Genomic DNA, 16472 nt, shown 5'->3' with positions numbered 1-16472 from the left:
CCTCGGCCACCCCCGCACCCCACACCACCCGCGTCGACCTCACGGGAAGGACCGCACTGGTGACGGGCGCCGCCAGCGGTATCGGCCGCGCCTGCGCGCTGCGCCTCGCCGCCGCCGGTGCCACGGTCCGGCTGGTCGACATCGACGGCGCCACCCTCGCCGAGCTGGCCGACCAGGGTGTGGGCGAGCCGGTGGAGCTGGACCTGACCGACCTCGACGCGGCCGAGGAGGCCGCCCGTGGCGCTGACATCGTGGTGAACAACGCCGGGGTGCAGACGGTCGCCGCCGTCCAGGACTTCCCTCCGGAGCGTTTCTCCCTCATCCTTCGACTCATGGTCGAGTCGCCCTTCCGCGTGGTACGCGGGGCCCTTCCGCACATGTACGAGCACGGATGGGGCCGGATCGTCAACATCTCCTCCGTACACGGGCTGCGCGCCTCCGCGTTCAAGTCCGCGTACGTGGCGGCCAAGCATGGGCTGGAGGGGTTCTCGAAGGTGGTGGCCCTGGAGGGTGCCCCACACGGTGTCACCTCCAACTGTGTGAATCCGGGCTACGTGCGGACCGCCCTGGTGGAGAAGCAGATCGCGGACCAGGCCGAGGCACACGGCGTCCCGGAGGACCGGGTGATCTCGGAGATCCTGCTGGCCCGCACCCCGGTGAAGCGGTTGATCGAACCGTCCGAAGTGGCCGAGATGGTCGCCTACCTGTGCTCCGATGACGCGTCCTTCGTCAACGGGGCGTCCCTGCCCATCGACGGAGCCTGGAGTTCGAGCTGAACACCACCCCTGACCCTGAGGACACTCCCCCCGAGAGGTCGGGGGCCGAGCGGCAGGCACTCTTCCTGGAGCTGCTGCTGCGTGACGCGCCGACCGTTGAGTACGAACGGCCGGTACTCCGTGCGCGCTCGGACGGTTCGGACGCGGAGACGGTGGCCGCGTTGGAGAACGCCAAGTTCGCGGCGCTGCGCGTGCGCTCGGTGCTGCGGGACCGGCAGCGGCGCGAGTCGGAGTTGAGCGCGCTGTTCGAGACCGCCAACGACCTCGCCGGGATGCGCAGCCTCGACCAGGTTCTCCGGGCGATCGTGGAACGCGCCCGACACCTGCTCGGGACGGACGTCGCCTATCTGACCCTGAGCGACGCGGAGGCGGGCGACACCTACATGCGGGTGACGTCGGGGTCGGTATCGGCGACCTTCCAGCGGCTGCGGCTGGCCCCTGGCAAGGGACTGGGTGGTCTGGTGGCCAGTACGTCGCTGCCGTACGTGACCGCCAACTACTTCGCGGACCCCCGCTTCGAGCACGCCGAGAACATCGACGACGGTGTCCGGGAGGAGGGGCTGGTCGCGATCCTCGGCGTGCCGCTGCGCATGAACGGACGCCGGGTCGGGGTGCTGTTCGCGGCCAACCGGAGGGAGCGGCCGTTCGCGCACTCGGAGGTGGCGCTGCTGTCGTCGCTGGCCACGCACGCCGCGATCGCGATCGACAACGCCAACCTCATCGACGACACACGTCGGGCCCTGGACGAGCTGCACACGGTGAACGAGCGCCTGCAGCGACACACCGCGTCGGTGGAGAGGTCGGCTGCCGCGCACGACCGGTTCACGGACCTCGTGCTGGACGGGGGAGGGGTGCGGGAGGTCGCCGCGGCGGTCGCTGAGGTCCTGGGCGCAACGGTGCGCATCCATGACCGGACCTCCGACGAGTCGGTGACCGCTTGCCCCGAGGGTGTGGCCAGTGCGACCCATGTGCGCGGGATGGCCGATGCGACCGGTGCGGCCGGTGTGACAGGTGCGACCGCTTCTCCTGGGTCGACCGGTGCGGCCCGTGTCCGCGAGATGGCCGGTGTTCGCCGTGTGCCCGAGGGAAGCGGGGACCCCCTCTCCGATGGGGACGCGGGGATCGCCGAGGCCGCCCGCTCCTCCCTGGCCAGTGGCCGGGCCGTCTGCGTCGGGGACGCGTGGGTGGCGGCAGCGGCGGCGGGCACGGAACCCCTGGGCACACTCGTGCTGCGCGGGGTGGAGCTGGACAGCACCGACCAACGCGTCCTTGAACGGGCGGCGATGGTGACGGCGCTGCTCCTGCTCATCCGCCGTTCGGTGAGCGAGACGGAGCACCGAGTCCGCGGCGACCTGCTCAACGAACTCCTGGAGGTGCCCGAGCGTGACCCGGTGTCCCTGCGTCAGCGGGCGGCGCTGCTCCACGCGGACCTGGACACCCCCCACGTGTTGGTCGTGGCGGAGGCACTGGGGGGAGACCCGCAGCGGTTGCGTTCGGCGGCGGACTTCGCCGCCGAGACGGTCGGCGGGCTGGCGGCCGCACGGGGCGGACGGCTGGTGTTGGCCCTGCCCGGCTCCGACCCCTCGGAGGTGGGAAGCCGGGTGTCGGCGGAGCTGTCCGCCGCAGCCAACGGCCCGGTGACGGCCGGGCTGGCCGGGCCCACCCGGGGGCCGGAGACCTTCCGGGACGCGTTCACGGAGGCGGTGCGGTGCCTCCAGACCCTGCGGGCCCTGGGTCGGATCGGGGACGCCGCCACCGCTGACGACCTCGGGTTCTCCGGGCTCCTGCTGAGCCAGGACAGGGACGTCCCCGGTTTCGTGGCCGCGGCGCTGGGCCCGCTCCTGGAGTACGACGCCAAACGGGGCACCCTGCTGGTGGAGACCCTGCGCGCCTACTTCGCGGCCGGGGGCAACCTGTCCCGTGCCAAGGACGACCTGCACATCCACGTGAACACCGTGGCTCAGCGCCTGGAGCGGATCGGGCAGCTGATCGGGACCGACTGGCAGCTCCCCGACCGCGCGCTGGAACTACAGCTCGCCCTCCACCTGCACGGTCTGCTCGACCAGGGTGTGGACCTGCTCGGCGACCAGTGAGGCCGGGTCATGGGCCACGGTGCTCGGCCGACCGCCCCTGCGCCTGCGGGAGTGGGGCCGCGACCACGTCACGGAGTTCACCGGGGGCTGAGACCAGGCGGGGCGCCGGGCGGTCAGGGTGTCGAGGTGACCCGTCCGATCCCCGAACAGGAGAAGGGCGTGGGATCGGGCGGGTCCGGATCCGGTTCCGGGTCGGGTTCGTTCCCCGGTCCCGGACCCTGTGCCCCGGATCCGGGTCAGCAGGGGCCCTGGTCCGACCAGGCACCCCATTCGCCGCCCATGCCCGGCGGGAAGCCCTGGATCCACCAGCGGGCCTCGTAGGTCCGCCCCTCGTAGTGGACCCTGTCGCCCTCCTCGTAGATCGTGCCCCCGTCCCAGGCCGTTCCCGAGCAGGACACCGGACTCTCCTGCCCGCCGCCGTTGCCGTCACCGGAGCCGCCATCCCCGGAACCACTGTCGGCGGTCTCGTCCTCAGGGGACTCCGTGGTCTCCTCCACCACCTCGGGGCCGGTGGAGACGGTGAGGGTGACGGCGCCGTCCTCGGGCAGGATCGTGCCCGGTTCGGGGTCCTGGCCGCTGACCGCCCCCTCTTCGACGGTCTCGCTCGGGGCCTCCACCACGGACACGGTCAGACCGAGTCCGGTCAGTGCCTCGGCCGCCTCCGTCCGCCCCATACCGAGCAGCGTGGGGACGATGACGCCCTCGCCGACGTGCAGGGTCACCGACTCCTCCCGGTCGCCGTCCTCTCCGACCTCGGGAACAGAGGAAAGAACCGTGCCCGGGTCCTCGTCGGCGGAGTGCTCCTGCACCACCTCGACCTCCGTGAACCCCGCCTCGCGCAGCAGGGCGCGGGCGTCGTTCTCGGTGCCGCCCACGACGTCCGGGACCTCCGCGTGCCGGGGGCCGACCGACAGCGACAACAGGATCGGCTCGCCGCCCTCCAGCTCCGTGCCCGCCGCGGGATCTGTCGCGGCCACCTCTCCGGGGTCGGCGTCCTCGCTGTAGGCGTCCTCGTAGGCGAAGGTGAGGTCCAGTTCCAGGGCGACCAGCTCCGCCTCCGCCATCTCGGGGGAGAACCCGGCGAGGTCGGGGAGTTGGGTGTCCTCGCCCGGGACCAGGGCCCATCCCGCGACGCACAGCGCCAGCACCACGACCCCGGCTCCGACCAGGACGGGCAGACGCCGCCACGGGGGAGTGGCGTCCTTGTCCCCCACGGTTTCGCCCGGGGCCGGCTCCGCGTGGAGGGGGTCGGCGACCACGATCGGGATCGGCTGGGTGGCGTCGCCGCCCTCGTCCCGGGGCTGGGGCAGCGACCTCAGCACCTGATCGACCAGGTTGAGGTACTGTCCGGCGTCGCGCGGCCGGTAACGGGGGTTGGGTTCGGTGGCGTTGGAGACCAGCATGTCCAGGTCCGGCGGTAGTCCGGGGACGGTGGCCGAGGGGCGTAGCGGCTCCCCCTCCCCGGCCCGGAGCTCACCGGTCAGCAGCGCGTGCAGGAGTGCCCCCACGGCGCGTACGTCCGCGCGCGGGGTCAGGTCCTCGGCGCCCACCAGCCGGAAACCGGTGACCGTGACCCGGCCGTCGCCGCCCAGCACCACGTCGCCCGGGGTCGGGCCACCGTGCACCAGCCCCTGGTCGTGTGTCACCCGGAGCGCCTCCAGGACCTCGGCCACGATGCTCAGGGCCATGTGCGGGTTGTAGCGAAGCCCCTGGTCACCGCCGGTGAGCACCTCGCTGAAGGTCTCCCCGGGGACGGGCTCGGTGACCAGGTACACGTGGTCGCCGTCCCGGCCGTCGCCGAGAACCCGCACCAGGCCGGGTACGTGGAGCCCCGCCAGGGTCTGGGCCCGGCCCAGGAAGGCATGGACCGCGGCGGGATCGGCCACCAGGTGGGGATCGAGGAGCGTGACCGTGACGGGCTGGTCCGCCACCGTGTCGTGCCCTTCGTGAACGGACACCGAGCCGTCGCCGCCGACGCGGTCGCCCACGAGGACGCGTCCGTGCAGCGTGACACCGGAGGCAGGGGAGGGGGTGGGGGACTCCATGAGTCGGATTGTACGGCGCCGAAACCACACGAGGCCTTACCGAACGGGCCGGATACGGACAGGGGTGATCGAATACGGACACACGGTTCCCTCTGCCCGAACACCCCCTGGCCACGGGGCGAGACCGCGCGCGACAGACGGGAGTAGAGTCGGCCGGAAAATTCCTTCGCCCCCTGTGAGGCCCCATGAACGCCCTTGGCAGCAACCACGACCGGGACGATCGGGCCGCCGGTGTCCTGCTCGGGGCCGCGTGCGGCGACGCGCTCGGGGTCCCCTACGAGTTCGCCGCCCGGCTGTCCGAGGATGAGGTCCCCGCGATGGTCGGCGGCGGACTGGGCCCCTACGCCCCCGGGGAGTACTCGGACGACACCCAGATGGCGGTGTGCATCGCGGAGTCGCTCCGGGACCACGACGACCCCCGCTCCGGCCCCGCTCTGGAACAGACCGCCCGGGCGTTCCTGGCCTGGCGCCGTAACGGGGCGACGGACATCGGCGCGCAGACCGACCGGGTCCTGGGCGACACCGAGCGGGCCTTGGCCGACGACGGTGCGGGGGAGACGGGCGCCGCGGAGGCGATGATCCGGCTGTCCGCGCGGATGTTCGGCGCGGGGGAGCGGAGCGCGGGCAACGGGTCGCTGATGCGTACCGCCCCGCTCGCCCTGGCGCACCTGGACGACCGCCACCAACTGGCCGAGACCGTGCGCGTGTACAGCCTGCTCACCCACGGCGACCCGCTCGCCGCCCAGGCGTGCGTGCTGTGGTGTGAGGCGATCCGGCAGGCCGTGGTGGACGGGTCCGATGAGGGACCGCGCTCAGGACTCGACCTGCTGGAGTCGCATGACCGCGACACCTGGGCCGGATACCTGGCCGAGGCCGAGGACTCCCCGCCTCGGGCGTTCGCGCCCAACGGGTTCGTGGTGCGCGCGCTCCAGGCGGCCTGGTCGGCGATCGTGCACACCCCCGTGGAGGCCGGGGACCGGAACCGGTACGCGGCGCCGGTGTGGGCGGCGGTGCGCGCGGGCGACGACACCGACACCGTCGCGGCGATCGCCGGTGCGCTGGTGGGAGCGCGGTGGGGACGCTCGGCCGTACCGGAGGAGTACCTGGCAGTGGTGCACGGATGGCCGGGCTACCAGTCGGACGGGCTGGCGAAGCTGGCCGGTGAGATCGTGCGACGGCACGGGGGCTGACCCTGGGGCTCCGTTCGGGGGTGAGCGGGTCCGCATCCACTGGGGAATCCGACACCGCGATCACGACGGGCGTCCGTTTGCTGCCAGGGAGCGGACGTGGGGCATCATGGTGGCGCACGGAAGCGGGAACGCTGTACGGGAACGGGGAACGCCATGGCGGAGCGAATCGACTGGGTGCCTGCGCACGATCACCCGGAGCTGACGGCTGACTCGGTGCGGGCGGCCATCGCGCCCTTCGACGGTTCGGTGCGTGCCGCAGCGATCGACCCCGAGCTGGCGGACACCGCCGAGTTCTGCGAGGCCTACGGGCTGACGCCGGAGACCAGCGCGAACTGCGTGGTGCTGTCCGCCAAGCGCGGCGGCGAGGTGACGTACGCGGCGTGCATGGTGCTGGCCACGGATCGGGCCGACGTCAACGGGGTGCTGCGCAGACACCTGGGTGCACGCAAGGCGTCGTTCGCGCCGATGGACGAGGCGACCGGGTTGACCGGCATGGAGTACGGGGGCATCACCCCGTTCGGGTTGCCGGAGGGGTGGCCGGTCCTGGTGGACAAGCGGGTGCACGACACCCCGTGGGTGGTGGTGGGCAGTGGGCTGCGACGCTCGAAGCTGCGTGTTCCCGGTCCGCTGCTGGCCGAGCTGCCGGGTGCCGAGGTGCTGTCGCTGACGCGCTAGGGAGCGGGTTTTCGCCCGCACTGGGACCACCGCGAGTCAATTTGTCGACAAATCCACGAGTGGTTAAGGCGGGTTTCGGAACGGGGACGACACCAGCACTAAGTGCCTGAGCTTGGGACATACCGGTTCCCACCGAGGGCCTGACCGGAAGTGTGGTGTCGGCCCCGGGCCCGTGCGGTGGCCGGACTGCGTCCCGACGCCCCAGGTCCCGGAGGCAGCGCCCTGGCCGAGGACCCCCTGCGACCGGGCAAGCGCTTCCTACGAGGCGGGGTGGCGCAGGCGGTACCACTTGGGTGAGGTGCGGTTCATGGGGAATCCGAGCCCCCTTCGGGGAGCGTCCTCCACGTCGAGGAGGTCCCACCCGGGGAACGCCTCCTGGACCTCGGCCTGGGACACCCCTCCGACCATCTTCCGGAAGATCGACGGCCCGAACTCCAGCATGATCAGGGTCGCTCCCGGCGCGGCGAGCGCCGTCACGCTGCGCCCCTGGGCCGCTCGCTGTTCGGCGTCGAATCCCTGGAAGCAGCCGATGTCGATGAACAGGTCGAAGCTCCCAAGGTCGGGGGAGAGGTCGGTGGCGTCCCCGACCAGGTAGCTCACCTCGGCGGGCCCCTGGAGGCGAGCCGCCTCGACGGCGGCGGGGACCAGGTCGACACCGGTCACGTCCCAGCCCTTCTCGGCCAGCTCCGGGGTGAACCGCCCCCGGCCGCATCCGATGTCCAACGCGCGGCCGGGCCCGCCCCTCTCCTCGGCCTCGCGGTCGAGGAAGGAGAGGAACCGAACCATGGCCACGGGTCCGTAGCGCTCCCACGGGGTGACGCCGAGACGGTACATCCGCGCGTAGTTGGTCATGGCTCCACGGTAAGCCCCGATGTCGGGGGTGGCCAGGTACCTCGGAGCCACCGGGAAAGCCCTGATGGGACATTGCCCGGCTGTTCGGCGCCTATTTACTGACCGATCGGTCTGTAATACTGTTCGCTCAGACCCACACCGAGGAGAGGACCGTCACGTGTCCGAAGTACTGGAGAGCTACGCACAGGGATCGTGGTTCACCCCCGCGGACGAGGGTGCCCCCCTGGCCGACGCGAACACCGGCGAGACCGTCGCGCGGATCTCGAAGCAGGGCCCCGACGTCGCCGCGATGGTCGAGTACGCACGTGAGGTCGGCGGCCCGGCGCTGCGCCAGCTCACCTTCCACCAGCGGGCGAACATCCTCAAGGAGATCGCCAAGCACCTGATGGGGTACAAGGACGAGTTCTACGCCCTCTCCCACCGCACCGGCGCCACCAAGCGCGACACCGTGGTCGACGTCGACGGCGGCTTCGGCACGCTCTTCAGCTTCTCCAGCAAGGGCCGCCGCGAACTCCCCAACTCGACCGTCATCCTGGACGGTCCCCTCGAACCGCTGGGCAGGGGCGGCACGTTCGTGGCCCAGCACGTGTACACCTCGCGCCCGGGCGTGGCCGTGCAGATCAACGCCTTCAACTTCCCGGTATGGGGCATGTTGGAGAAGCTCGCCCCGGCCTTCCTGGCGGGCCTTCCGAGCATCGTCAAGCCCGCGGGGCAGACCTCGTACCTGACCGTCGCGGTCGTCAGGCGCATGGTGGAGTCGGGCCTGCTGCCCGAGGGATCCCTCCAGTTGCTGGTCGGCAGCCACCGGGGCCTGCTCGACAACCTGGGGCCACAGGACATCGTGGGCTTCACCGGTTCCGCCGCCACCGGGGCCCTGCTCCGGGAGCACCCGAACGTGGTCCGTGGCGGTGTGCAGCTGAACGTCGAGGCCGACTCGCTGAACTGCTCGATCCTCGGCCCCGACGTGAGCGTGGCCGACCCCGAGTTCGATCTGTACGTCAAGCAGGTCGTGGCGGAGATGACCGTCAAGGCGGGCCAGAAGTGCACCGCCATCCGCCGGGTGATCGTGCCCACGGCGATGGCCGAGGCGGTCACCGAGGCCCTGACGGACCGCCTGTCGAAGGTCGTGGTGGGCGCCGCCGACCACCCCGACGCCCGTATGGGCGCCCTGGTCTCCCTGGACCAGCGCGAGGAGGTCCGCAAGGCCGTCCGGTCCCTGCGCACCTCCAGTGAACTGGTGTTCGGCGACCCCGACCGGGTCGAGGTGACCGGCGCCGACGACGGCACGGGCGCGTTCATGTCGCCGGTCCTGCTCCGTGCCGCCCCCGGCGCCAAGGAGCCCCACGACGTGGAGGCCTTCGGCCCGGTCAGCACGATCATCACCTACGACTCCGTGGCCGAGGCCGTGGAGCTGGCCGCCCGCGGCCAGGGCAGCCTGGTGGGTTCGCTGGTCACCCACGACGAGGACGTGGCCCGGGAGGTCGTCCTGGGCGTCGCACCCTGGCACGGCCGCCTCCTGGTGCTCGACCGGGACGACGCCAAGGAATCCACCGGCCACGGTTCGCCGATGCCGGTCCTGGTGCACGGCGGCCCCGGCCGCGCCGGCGGCGGCGAGGAGATGGGCGGTGTGCGCGGCGTCAAGCACCACATGCAGCGCACCGCCGTACAGGGCTCCCCGGACATGCTCACCGCGATCACCGGCCACTGGACCACCGGTTCGCGCAGGGCCGTCGGCGAGGTGCACCCGTTCCGCAAGGACCTCGGCGAACTGCGGATCGGCGACACCATCGAGTCGGCCGAACGCAGGGTGACCCGCGCGGACATCGACCACTTCGCCGAGTTCACCGGTGACACCTTCTACGCGCACACCGACGAGGAGGCGGCCGCGGCCAATCCGTTGTTCGGCGGGATCGTGGCGCACGGCTACCTCGTGGTGTCGCTGGCCGCCGGGCTGTTCGTGGACCCGGCCCCGGGGCCGGTGCTCGCCAACTTCGGCGTGGACAACCTGCGTTTCCTCACTCCGGTGAAGGAGGACGCGGTGATCCGGGTGACGCTGACCGCGAAGCAGATCACCCCGCGCACCAACGCGGAGTACGGCGAGGTCCGCTGGGACGCGCTCGTCACCGACCAGGACGGCGAGCCCGTGGCGACCTACGACGTCCTCACCCTGGTGGCCAAGGGCGAGGAGTAGCCCGGGCAGCCCTGCGGTTCGCGTGTCGATCCGTCGTCCTGTCGACAAACCGACAGGGCGACGGATCGATGTCCGCCGACTGCCCGCACTGCTCCTGCTCCTGCTCCTGCTCCTGCTCATCGAGGGAAGCCGGTTCCCCGGAGCCCGCCCCACCGAGTCCGGACCCAAGGCATAACCCGTGTTTGTGTTCCCGAAGGACGTGTCTTCCTAGGGTGAGTGGGGTGTGGACGCCGAGTTTCCCGACACGGGTGGGGGCAGCATGGGACGCATCACCGTCGACGCCGAGAACAGCGATCCGGTCGAGCTGTACTACGAGGACCAGGGGAGCGGCCAGCCGGTCGTCCTCATCCACGGGTACCCGCTCGACGGTCGGTCCTGGGAGCGGCAGACCGCGGTCCTCCTGGACTCCGGATACCGGGTGATCTCCTACGACCGACGGGGGTTCGGGCAGTCGTCGCACCCCGCGGACGGGTACGACTACGACACCTTCGCCGCCGACCTCAGGACCGTGCTGGAGACACTCGACCTCAGGGACGCGGTGCTCGTCGGGTTCTCCATGGGCACCGGAGAGGTCGCCCGCTACCTGGGCTCCTACGGCTCCGACCGGGTCAGCAAGGCGGTCTTCCTCGGATCGCTTCAGCCCTTCCTGCTCCAGACCGACGGCAATCCGGGCGGCGCCGCCCCGCGCGAGTTCTTCGAGGACATCGTCGCCCAGGTCAGGGCCGACCGCTACGCCTATTTCACCGGCTTCCTGGCGGACTTCTTCAACCTGGACGAGACGCTGGGCGACCGCATCAGCGACGAGGCCGTGCGCAACAGCTGGAACAGCGCCGCGAACTCCGGTCCGGTGGCCTCCGCCGCCTGCCCGATGACCTGGATCACCGACTTCCGCGAGGACGTGCCGAGGATCGACGTGCCCACGCTGATCGTGCACGGTACCGGCGACCGCGTCCTGCCGGTGGACGCGACGGGGCGCAGGTTCGCCGAGCTGCTGCCCTCGGCGGAGTACGTCGAGTTCGAGGGAGCACCGCACGGCCTACTGTGGACCCATGCTGAGGAGGTCAACGAGGTGCTGCTGCGGTTCCTGGGCACCTGACGTGAGGGAACGTGACCGGAGCGTCCGCCCACGACGCACCACCAGGCTGCGGGTGACCGAGGACTTCGCCGCGCCGCCGGAGCGGGTGTTCGAGCTGATCCTCAGCGAGGAGGGGTTCGTGGACGCCATGCCCCCGGGCGTGGAGGTGCTGAGCTGGCCCGAGCGGTTCGGCGAGGGTGAGGTCCTGGACCTGCGCTGGGGCGCGGGCGGGATCCACCCCGTGCGCTGGGTCGCCGTCATCGACGCCTACGAGGAGGGCCGCTCCTTCAGCGACCTCCAGGTGCGCGGTCCGCTGCGGTACTGGCGGCACACCCACACGGTGGAGCCGTACGGCGAGGGCACACGCCACACCGATCTGGTGGAGTTCAGCACCGGTCTCGGTCCGGCCGGTGACCTGGCGGTCGCGATCGGCATCCGCGGGGCCTTCGGTCCGAGGCTGCGCCGCATGCACTCCGCCCTGGAGGGGCACGGTGCGCGCGGAGCACCTGGCGCCTGAGGAACGAGTGGATGGCCCAGGGGAACCGGGCGGCCCGGGCGGGGATTCGGCCCGTTGACACGGAGGCCGAAGCAACCCCCGGGGGGTGTGTGCGGACGACGGTACATGGAAGCGCCCCGGAGGTGCCGACTCCTCCGGGGCGCTGGTCCTTCGCCCTACAGGCGGGCGATCGCCCTGGCCGGGCTCTCCATGGCGTCGGCGACGACGCGCATGAACCCGGCGGCCGCGCCGCCGTCGCAGACCCGGTGGTCGAAGGCGAACGACAGCTGGGTGACGCTGCGGACCGTCAGCTCCCCGTCCACCACCCAGGGCCGGTCGATGATCCGGCCGAGACCGAGGATCGCCACCTGCGGGTGGTTGATGATCGCCGCGCTGCCGTCCACCCGGAGCGCGCCGTAGTTGTTCAGCGTGAACGTGCCGCCAGTGAGCTGCGCGGGGGTCGCACGACCCTCGCGGGCCAGCCTGGTGAGCTCCCTGATCTCGGTGTCCAGCTCGCCGGTGGTGAGCTTGTGGGCGCCCATCACCGCCGGGGCGACCAGGCCCCTGTCGGTCTGGACGGCCAGTCCGAGGTTGACGCCGTCGTACTGGACGAGATCCTCGCGCTCGGTGTCCACGAGGCCGTTGAGCTCCGGGTACGCGCGCAGGCCCGCGAGGACGAACCTCGCCACGTAGGCGAGCAGGCCGGGGCCTTCCGGATCGGACTGACGCAGACGCACCAGTTCGGTGGCGTCCACGTCGACCCACACGGTGGCCTCGGGGATCTCGGCGCGGCTGCGGGAGAGCGAGGCCGCCACCGCCCTGCGGAAGGTGCCCATGGGGACCCGCTGGGACTCGGTGAGGCCGGTGCGGGTGTCGACGGCTCCCGGGGCGACCGGCGCCGGGGCGGTGGCCGGATCGGTCTGGGAGGGGACCGCGACCGGGGCGGACGGGGCCGGAGCGGTGTTGGCACCGGCCGCCTCGATCGCGGAGCGTACGTCGCGGCGGGTGATCAGGCCACCCGGGCCGCTGCCCTGGATGTCGTCCACGCGCAGCCCGGCCTCGCGGGCCAGTTGCCGGACCAGGGGCGAGGTCACCAGCGGAGCCCGGCGCGCCGGGGCCGCCTGGATGGGGGTCACCGAGGCCACCGGGGCGGGCGGCTGGGCGCCACGCGACGGGGGCCGGTGGCGCGGACGGCGGCGGCGACCGGTGCCGGTGGACTCGGGGGTGCCGTAGCCGATCAGGACGTTGCCCGAACCCGCGCGCTCCTCCTCGCGGTAGCGCTCACCGTCGGCGTCGGCGGTCACGGACTCCGCGGCCGGAGCCCCGGCTTCCGGCGTCCCCGTGGCGGGGGCCGTCTCGGTCCGCACGCTGATCAGCGGCTTACCGACCGCCATGACCTCACCCTCCTGCCCGTGCAGGACGGAGACCGTCCCGGCGAAGGGCGAGGGCACCTCGACGAGGGACTTGGCGGTCTCCACCTCGGCGACGGGCTGGTCGAGGGTGACGGTGTCGCCCACGGCGACCAGCCACTTCACCACCTCGGCCTCGGTGAGACCCTCCCCGAGGTCGGGGAGGTCGAACGTGCGGGTCGTCACTGGTCCTCCCACTGAAGGTCGTCGACGGCGTCCAGGATCCGGTCCACGCCGGGCAGCTGGAAGCGCTCCAGCTTGGGCGGGGGGAAGGGGATGTCGAAGCCGGTCACCCGGCGGACCGGGGCGGCAAGTGAGTGGAAGCAGCGCTCGGTGACGCGGGCGACGATCTCCGAGGCGACGCTGGCGTACCCGCTGGCCTCGGCGACCACCACGGCACGGCCGGTGGAGCGCACCGCCGCGCACACGGTCTCGTCGTCGAAGGGAACGACCGAGCGCACGTCCACGACCTGGAGGCTGCGGCCCTCCTGGGCGGCGGCGTCGGCCGCCTCCAACGCGGTGGACACGGAGGGGCCGTAGGCGATCAGGGTGGCGTCGGTGCCCTCGCGGCGGACGACCGCCTGCCCGATCCCGGGTGCGGGCCGGTCGAAGTCGATCTCCTCCTTGGCCCAGTAGAGCTTCTTGGGCTCCATGAAGACCACGGGGTCGGGGGAGGAGATGGCCTCGCGCAGCAGGTAGTAGGCGTCCTCGGGGGTGGCCGGGGTGACGACCTTCAGGCCCGGGGTATGCGCGTAGTACGCCTCGGAGGAGTCGCAGTGGTGCTCCACGCCGCCGATGCCGCCCGCGTAGGGGACGCGGATGACCATGGGCAGGCCGACCCGGCCCCGGGTGCGGTTGCGGGTCTTGGCGACGTGGCTGGCGATCTGCTCGAAGGCCGGGTAGGCGAAGGCGTCGAACTGCATCTCGACCACCGGGCGCATGCCGTTCATCGCCATGCCCACGGCCATGCCGACGATCCCGGACTCCGCGAGCGGGGTGTCGAAGCAGCGGTCCTCGCCGAACTCCGCGGTCAGGCCGTCGGTGATGCGGAAGACGCCGCCGAGGGGGCCGACGTCCTCACCGAAGACGTACACGGAGGGGTCCTCCGCGAGGGAGTCGCGCAGCGCCCGGTTGAGCGCCTGCGCCATGGAGAGCTTCTCGGTCGCCATGCTCAGTGGCCCTCTCTGCTCAGTTCGTCGGCCAGGAAGGTGGCCTGCTCGGTCAGCTGCGGGGTGGGGTCGGCGAAGACGTGCGCGAACAGGTCGGTGGGGTCGGGTTCCACATCCTGGTTGACGCCCTCCCGCATGTGGCTGGCGACCCGCTCGGCGCTCTCGGCGATCTCCGCCTTCCGGGCCTTGGTGAGCACCCTCTTCTTCCTGAGGTAGGCCTCCATGCGCAGCAGCGGGTCGCGCGCCACCCAGGGGTCGACCTCGTCGTCGCTGCGGTAGCGGCTGGCGTCGTCGGCGTTCGTGTGCGCCTGCATCCGGTAGGTGTGTGCCTCGACCAGCTGCGGACCGCCGCCGGAGCGGGCGGTCCCGACGGCGCGCTCCAGGACGGCGAGGACGGCTGCGGCGTCGTTGCCGTCCACGCGTTCGCCGTTGACGCCGTAGCCGACGCCCTTGTGGGCGAGGGAGGGTGCGGCGCTCTGGCGGTCCAGGGGCACGGAGATCGCGTACTCGTTGTTCTGCACGAAGAACACGACCGGCGCCTTGAAGACGGCGGCGAAGTTCAGCGCCTCATGGAAGTCGCCCTCGCTGGTGGCGCCGTCGCCGCACAGCGCCATGACCACGGTGTCCTCGCCGCGCAGGCGGGCCGCGTGGGCGACACCGACGGCGTGCAGGAGCTGGGTGGCGAGCGGGGTGGCCTGGGGTGCGACGCGGTGGGCGTAGGGGTCGTAGCCCGCGTGCCAGTCGCCCTTGAGGAGGGTGAGGACCTCGACGGGGTCCACGCCGCGCGCGATCACGGCGGCGGTGTCGCGGTAGGTCGGGAAGAGCCAGTCACCGTCGGCCAGCGCGAGCGCGGCGCCGGTCTGGCAGGCCTCCTGACCGTGGGAGGAGGGGTAGACGGCGAGGCGGCCCTGGCGGACGAGGGCACTGGCCTGGTCGTTGACGCGGCGGCCGATCACCAGGGAGGTGTAGGCCTCCAGGAGGCGCTTGGTGTCGGGCATCCGCAGGTCGGCGCCGTCGACCGGGACTCCGGACTCGTCGAGCAGTTGGATCGGCTGCTCGGAGGGGAGTAGGCCCTGGTGTCCAGCCATGCTGCAACCTCCTGGTTCGCGGAAGACTCGCGGAAGATCTGTACAGGAACATGGTGCTGTTCACGGCCATCTGTTCGCTACAAACCGGGAGGAATCGAGAAAATGTCGCGAAAGTTCCCAAACTTCGTGTCACTCCGTCCAGGAATGTGACTCAGGACACCGCCCCCGTGGACATGTGGCCCACGCCTCAGGGCCTGGTGACCCTCACCGCGTGGGCGCCCCGGGCCATCGCCGCGACGCCCGGGCGTCGTTAGCATGTAGCGGTGCCGCGATCGCCCTGACCTGCGATGCGCCGGGCGCACACAACACCAGAGGGAACTCCAGGGGGAACCAGACCGTGAGCGACGAGCGCGAGAACCTGAGCTACGAGCTCTTCGGCACCGCGATGCGTGAGATGGCCCAGACGATCGCCGACGACGGGTACGAGCCGGACATCATCCTGTCCATCGCCCGGGGCGGCCTTTTCGTCGCCGGAGGGCTCGGGTACGCCCTCGACGTCAAGAACCTGCACGTCATGAACGTGGAGTTCTACACGGGGGTGGGCACCACGCTGGACATGCCCGTCATGCTGCCGCCGGTGCCCAACGTGGTCGACCTGAGCAAGAAGAAGGTCCTGGTCGCCGACGACGTGGCCGACACCGGCAGAACGCTCAAGCTGGTGCACGACTTCTGCGCCGAGCACACCGCCGAGGTGCGCAGCGCGGTCATCTACGAGAAGCCGCAGTCCCTGGTCAAGTGCGAGTACGTGTGGAAGCACACCGACCGCTGGATCAACTTCCCGTGGTCGGTGGAGCCGCCCGTGGTGCGGCGGGAGAACCAGGTCCGCGACGCCTGAGACCCGCTCGCGGTCCGCCTCCAGGCCGACGGCGGCCCACCCCGTGCGAAACCCACCTCCCGGACGGCCTCGCGCGGGGTGCTCGTCGTTCACGGAGCCCGTCGAGCAGCGGGGACCAAGGGGCGGCTCGGTCCCGGGCCGCTGTTTCACGTGAAACAGGCGTCGCCGAGAGGACAGGGCGACCTGTCGGCCTGACGCCAAGTTGACGTGTCGACATGAGCGGGCCGCAGCCCGCGACGGGGAAGTTCAGCCGCAGGGGCTGACCGCCTCAGGCCCCGGAAGGGCGGCGGGGGTCAGTGGCGGCAGCGGCAGCCGTTGAGAGTGGTGGCGGGCGACGAAGAGGGCAAGCACCGCGCCGCAGGCGTCCGTTGAGGGTGGTGGCGGGCGACGAAGAGGGCAAGCACCGCGCCGCAGGCGTCCGTTGAGGGTGGTGGCGGGCGACGAAGAGGGCAAGCACCGCGCCGCAGGCGTCCGTTGAGGGTGGTGGCGGGCGACGAAGAGGGCAAGCACCGCGCCGCAGGCGTCCGTTGAGGGTGGTGGCGGGCGACGAAGAGGGCAAGCACCGCGCCGCAGGCGTC

At 71.6% G+C, this 16472-nt stretch carries 13 protein-coding genes; 8 read left to right on the top strand and 5 right to left on the bottom strand.

Annotated features, from left to right (window positions below; genetic code table 11):
* The coding region (locus ADX84_RS23150) for a 3-hydroxybutyrate dehydrogenase (RefSeq protein WP_049579129.1) at positions 1-776 on the top strand (776 nt) is incomplete at its 5' end.
* On the top strand, positions 761-2869 hold the full coding sequence (locus tag ADX84_RS23145; RefSeq protein ID WP_049579122.1) for a GAF domain-containing protein: 2109 nt from the start codon (positions 761-763) through the stop codon (positions 2867-2869). The genes ADX84_RS23150 and ADX84_RS23145, both read left to right, overlap by 16 nt.
* Before the next feature lie 236 nt (positions 2870-3105).
* On the opposite strand, the gene ADX84_RS23135 is transcribed toward ADX84_RS23145, so the two are convergent.
* Positions 3106-4914, bottom strand: a complete 1809-nt coding sequence (locus ADX84_RS23135) for a PASTA domain-containing protein (RefSeq protein ID WP_049579119.1) — start codon at positions 4912-4914, stop codon at positions 3106-3108.
* A gap of 185 nt (positions 4915-5099) precedes the next feature.
* Here ADX84_RS23135 and ADX84_RS23130 point away from each other — a divergent pair, with 185 nt between their 5' ends.
* Positions 5100-6104 (top strand): ADP-ribosylglycohydrolase family protein, encoded by a 1005-nt coding sequence (locus ADX84_RS23130; RefSeq protein WP_049579117.1) that lies wholly within the window; start codon positions 5100-5102, stop codon positions 6102-6104.
* Positions 6105-6257: 153 nt separating this feature from the next.
* A complete protein-coding gene (locus tag ADX84_RS23125; RefSeq protein ID WP_049579114.1) occupies positions 6258-6779 on the top strand; it encodes a YbaK/EbsC family protein in 522 nt (173 codons plus the stop codon).
* Between the two features lie 258 nt (positions 6780-7037).
* Here ADX84_RS23125 and ADX84_RS23120 read toward each other — a convergent pair whose 3' ends face one another.
* Positions 7038-7631: a bifunctional 2-polyprenyl-6-hydroxyphenol methylase/3-demethylubiquinol 3-O-methyltransferase UbiG gene (locus ADX84_RS23120; RefSeq protein ID WP_082206730.1), complete on the bottom strand. Its 594-nt coding sequence runs from the start codon at positions 7629-7631 to the stop codon at positions 7038-7040.
* A gap of 157 nt (positions 7632-7788) precedes the next feature.
* Between ADX84_RS23120 and paaZ the strand changes: the two genes are divergently transcribed.
* From paaZ to ADX84_RS23105, 3 genes are all read left to right on the top strand, one after another.
* Positions 7789-9822, top strand: coding sequence for a phenylacetic acid degradation bifunctional protein PaaZ (gene paaZ, locus ADX84_RS23115; RefSeq protein WP_049579112.1), 2034 nt, complete (start codon positions 7789-7791; stop codon positions 9820-9822).
* Between the two features lie 259 nt (positions 9823-10081).
* Positions 10082-10918 carry an alpha/beta fold hydrolase gene (locus ADX84_RS23110; RefSeq protein WP_049579124.1) on the top strand — a complete coding sequence of 279 codons (837 nt, stop codon included), beginning with the start codon at positions 10082-10084 and terminating at the stop codon, positions 10916-10918.
* Between the two features lies 1 nt (position 10919).
* On the top strand, positions 10920-11414 hold the full coding sequence (locus ADX84_RS23105; RefSeq protein WP_049579110.1) for an SRPBCC family protein: 495 nt from the start codon (positions 10920-10922) through the stop codon (positions 11412-11414).
* Between the two features lie 155 nt (positions 11415-11569).
* Here ADX84_RS23105 and ADX84_RS23100 read toward each other — a convergent pair whose 3' ends face one another.
* From ADX84_RS23100 to pdhA, 3 genes are read right to left on the bottom strand one after another with little or no spacing between them, the layout of a single operon-like run.
* Positions 11570-12988 (bottom strand): dihydrolipoamide acetyltransferase family protein, encoded by a 1419-nt coding sequence (locus ADX84_RS23100; protein ID WP_049579107.1) that lies wholly within the window; start codon positions 12986-12988, stop codon positions 11570-11572.
* Positions 12985-13971 carry an alpha-ketoacid dehydrogenase subunit beta gene (locus ADX84_RS23095; RefSeq protein ID WP_049579105.1) on the bottom strand — a complete coding sequence of 329 codons (987 nt, stop codon included), beginning with the start codon at positions 13969-13971 and terminating at the stop codon, positions 12985-12987. Before ADX84_RS23095 ends, ADX84_RS23100 begins: the two co-directional genes overlap by 4 nt.
* Before the next feature lie 2 nt (positions 13972-13973).
* Positions 13974-15059, bottom strand: a complete 1086-nt coding sequence (gene pdhA / locus ADX84_RS23090; protein ID WP_049579102.1) for a pyruvate dehydrogenase (acetyl-transferring) E1 component subunit alpha — start codon at positions 15057-15059, stop codon at positions 13974-13976.
* 337 nt (positions 15060-15396) lie between these two features.
* Here pdhA and ADX84_RS23085 point away from each other — a divergent pair, with 337 nt between their 5' ends.
* Positions 15397-15894, top strand: coding sequence for a phosphoribosyltransferase (locus ADX84_RS23085; RefSeq protein WP_049579100.1), 498 nt, complete (start codon positions 15397-15399; stop codon positions 15892-15894).
* Positions 15895-16472 lie beyond the last annotated feature (578 nt).

Source organism: Nocardiopsis sp. SBT366 (assembly GCF_001083815.1).
GTDB classification, from domain to species: Bacteria; Actinomycetota; Actinomycetes; order Streptosporangiales; family Streptosporangiaceae; genus Nocardiopsis; species Nocardiopsis prasina.
The sequence above is the reverse complement of the archived record's forward strand: the minus strand, read 5'-3'. Positions and strand labels throughout refer to the sequence as shown.

What these genes read in the sequence shown, in the direction of transcription:
- ADX84_RS23135 (WP_049579119.1), bottom strand. Translation starts at nt 4,914, where the DNA reads ATGGAGTCCCCCACCCCCTCCCCTGCCTCCGGTGTCACGCTGCACGGA.
- ADX84_RS23130 (WP_049579117.1), top strand. Translation starts at nt 5,100, where the DNA reads ATGAACGCCCTTGGCAGCAACCACGACCGGGACGATCGGGCCGCCGGT.
- ADX84_RS23125 (WP_049579114.1), top strand. Translation starts at nt 6,258, where the DNA reads ATGGCGGAGCGAATCGACTGGGTGCCTGCGCACGATCACCCGGAGCTG.
- ADX84_RS23120 (WP_082206730.1), bottom strand. Translation starts at nt 7,631, where the DNA reads ATGACCAACTACGCGCGGATGTACCGTCTCGGCGTCACCCCGTGGGAG.
- ADX84_RS23110 (WP_049579124.1), top strand. Translation starts at nt 10,082, where the DNA reads ATGGGACGCATCACCGTCGACGCCGAGAACAGCGATCCGGTCGAGCTG.
- ADX84_RS23095 (WP_049579105.1), bottom strand. Translation starts at nt 13,971, where the DNA reads ATGGCGACCGAGAAGCTCTCCATGGCGCAGGCGCTCAACCGGGCGCTG.
- pdhA (WP_049579102.1), bottom strand. Translation starts at nt 15,059, where the DNA reads ATGGCTGGACACCAGGGCCTACTCCCCTCCGAGCAGCCGATCCAACTG.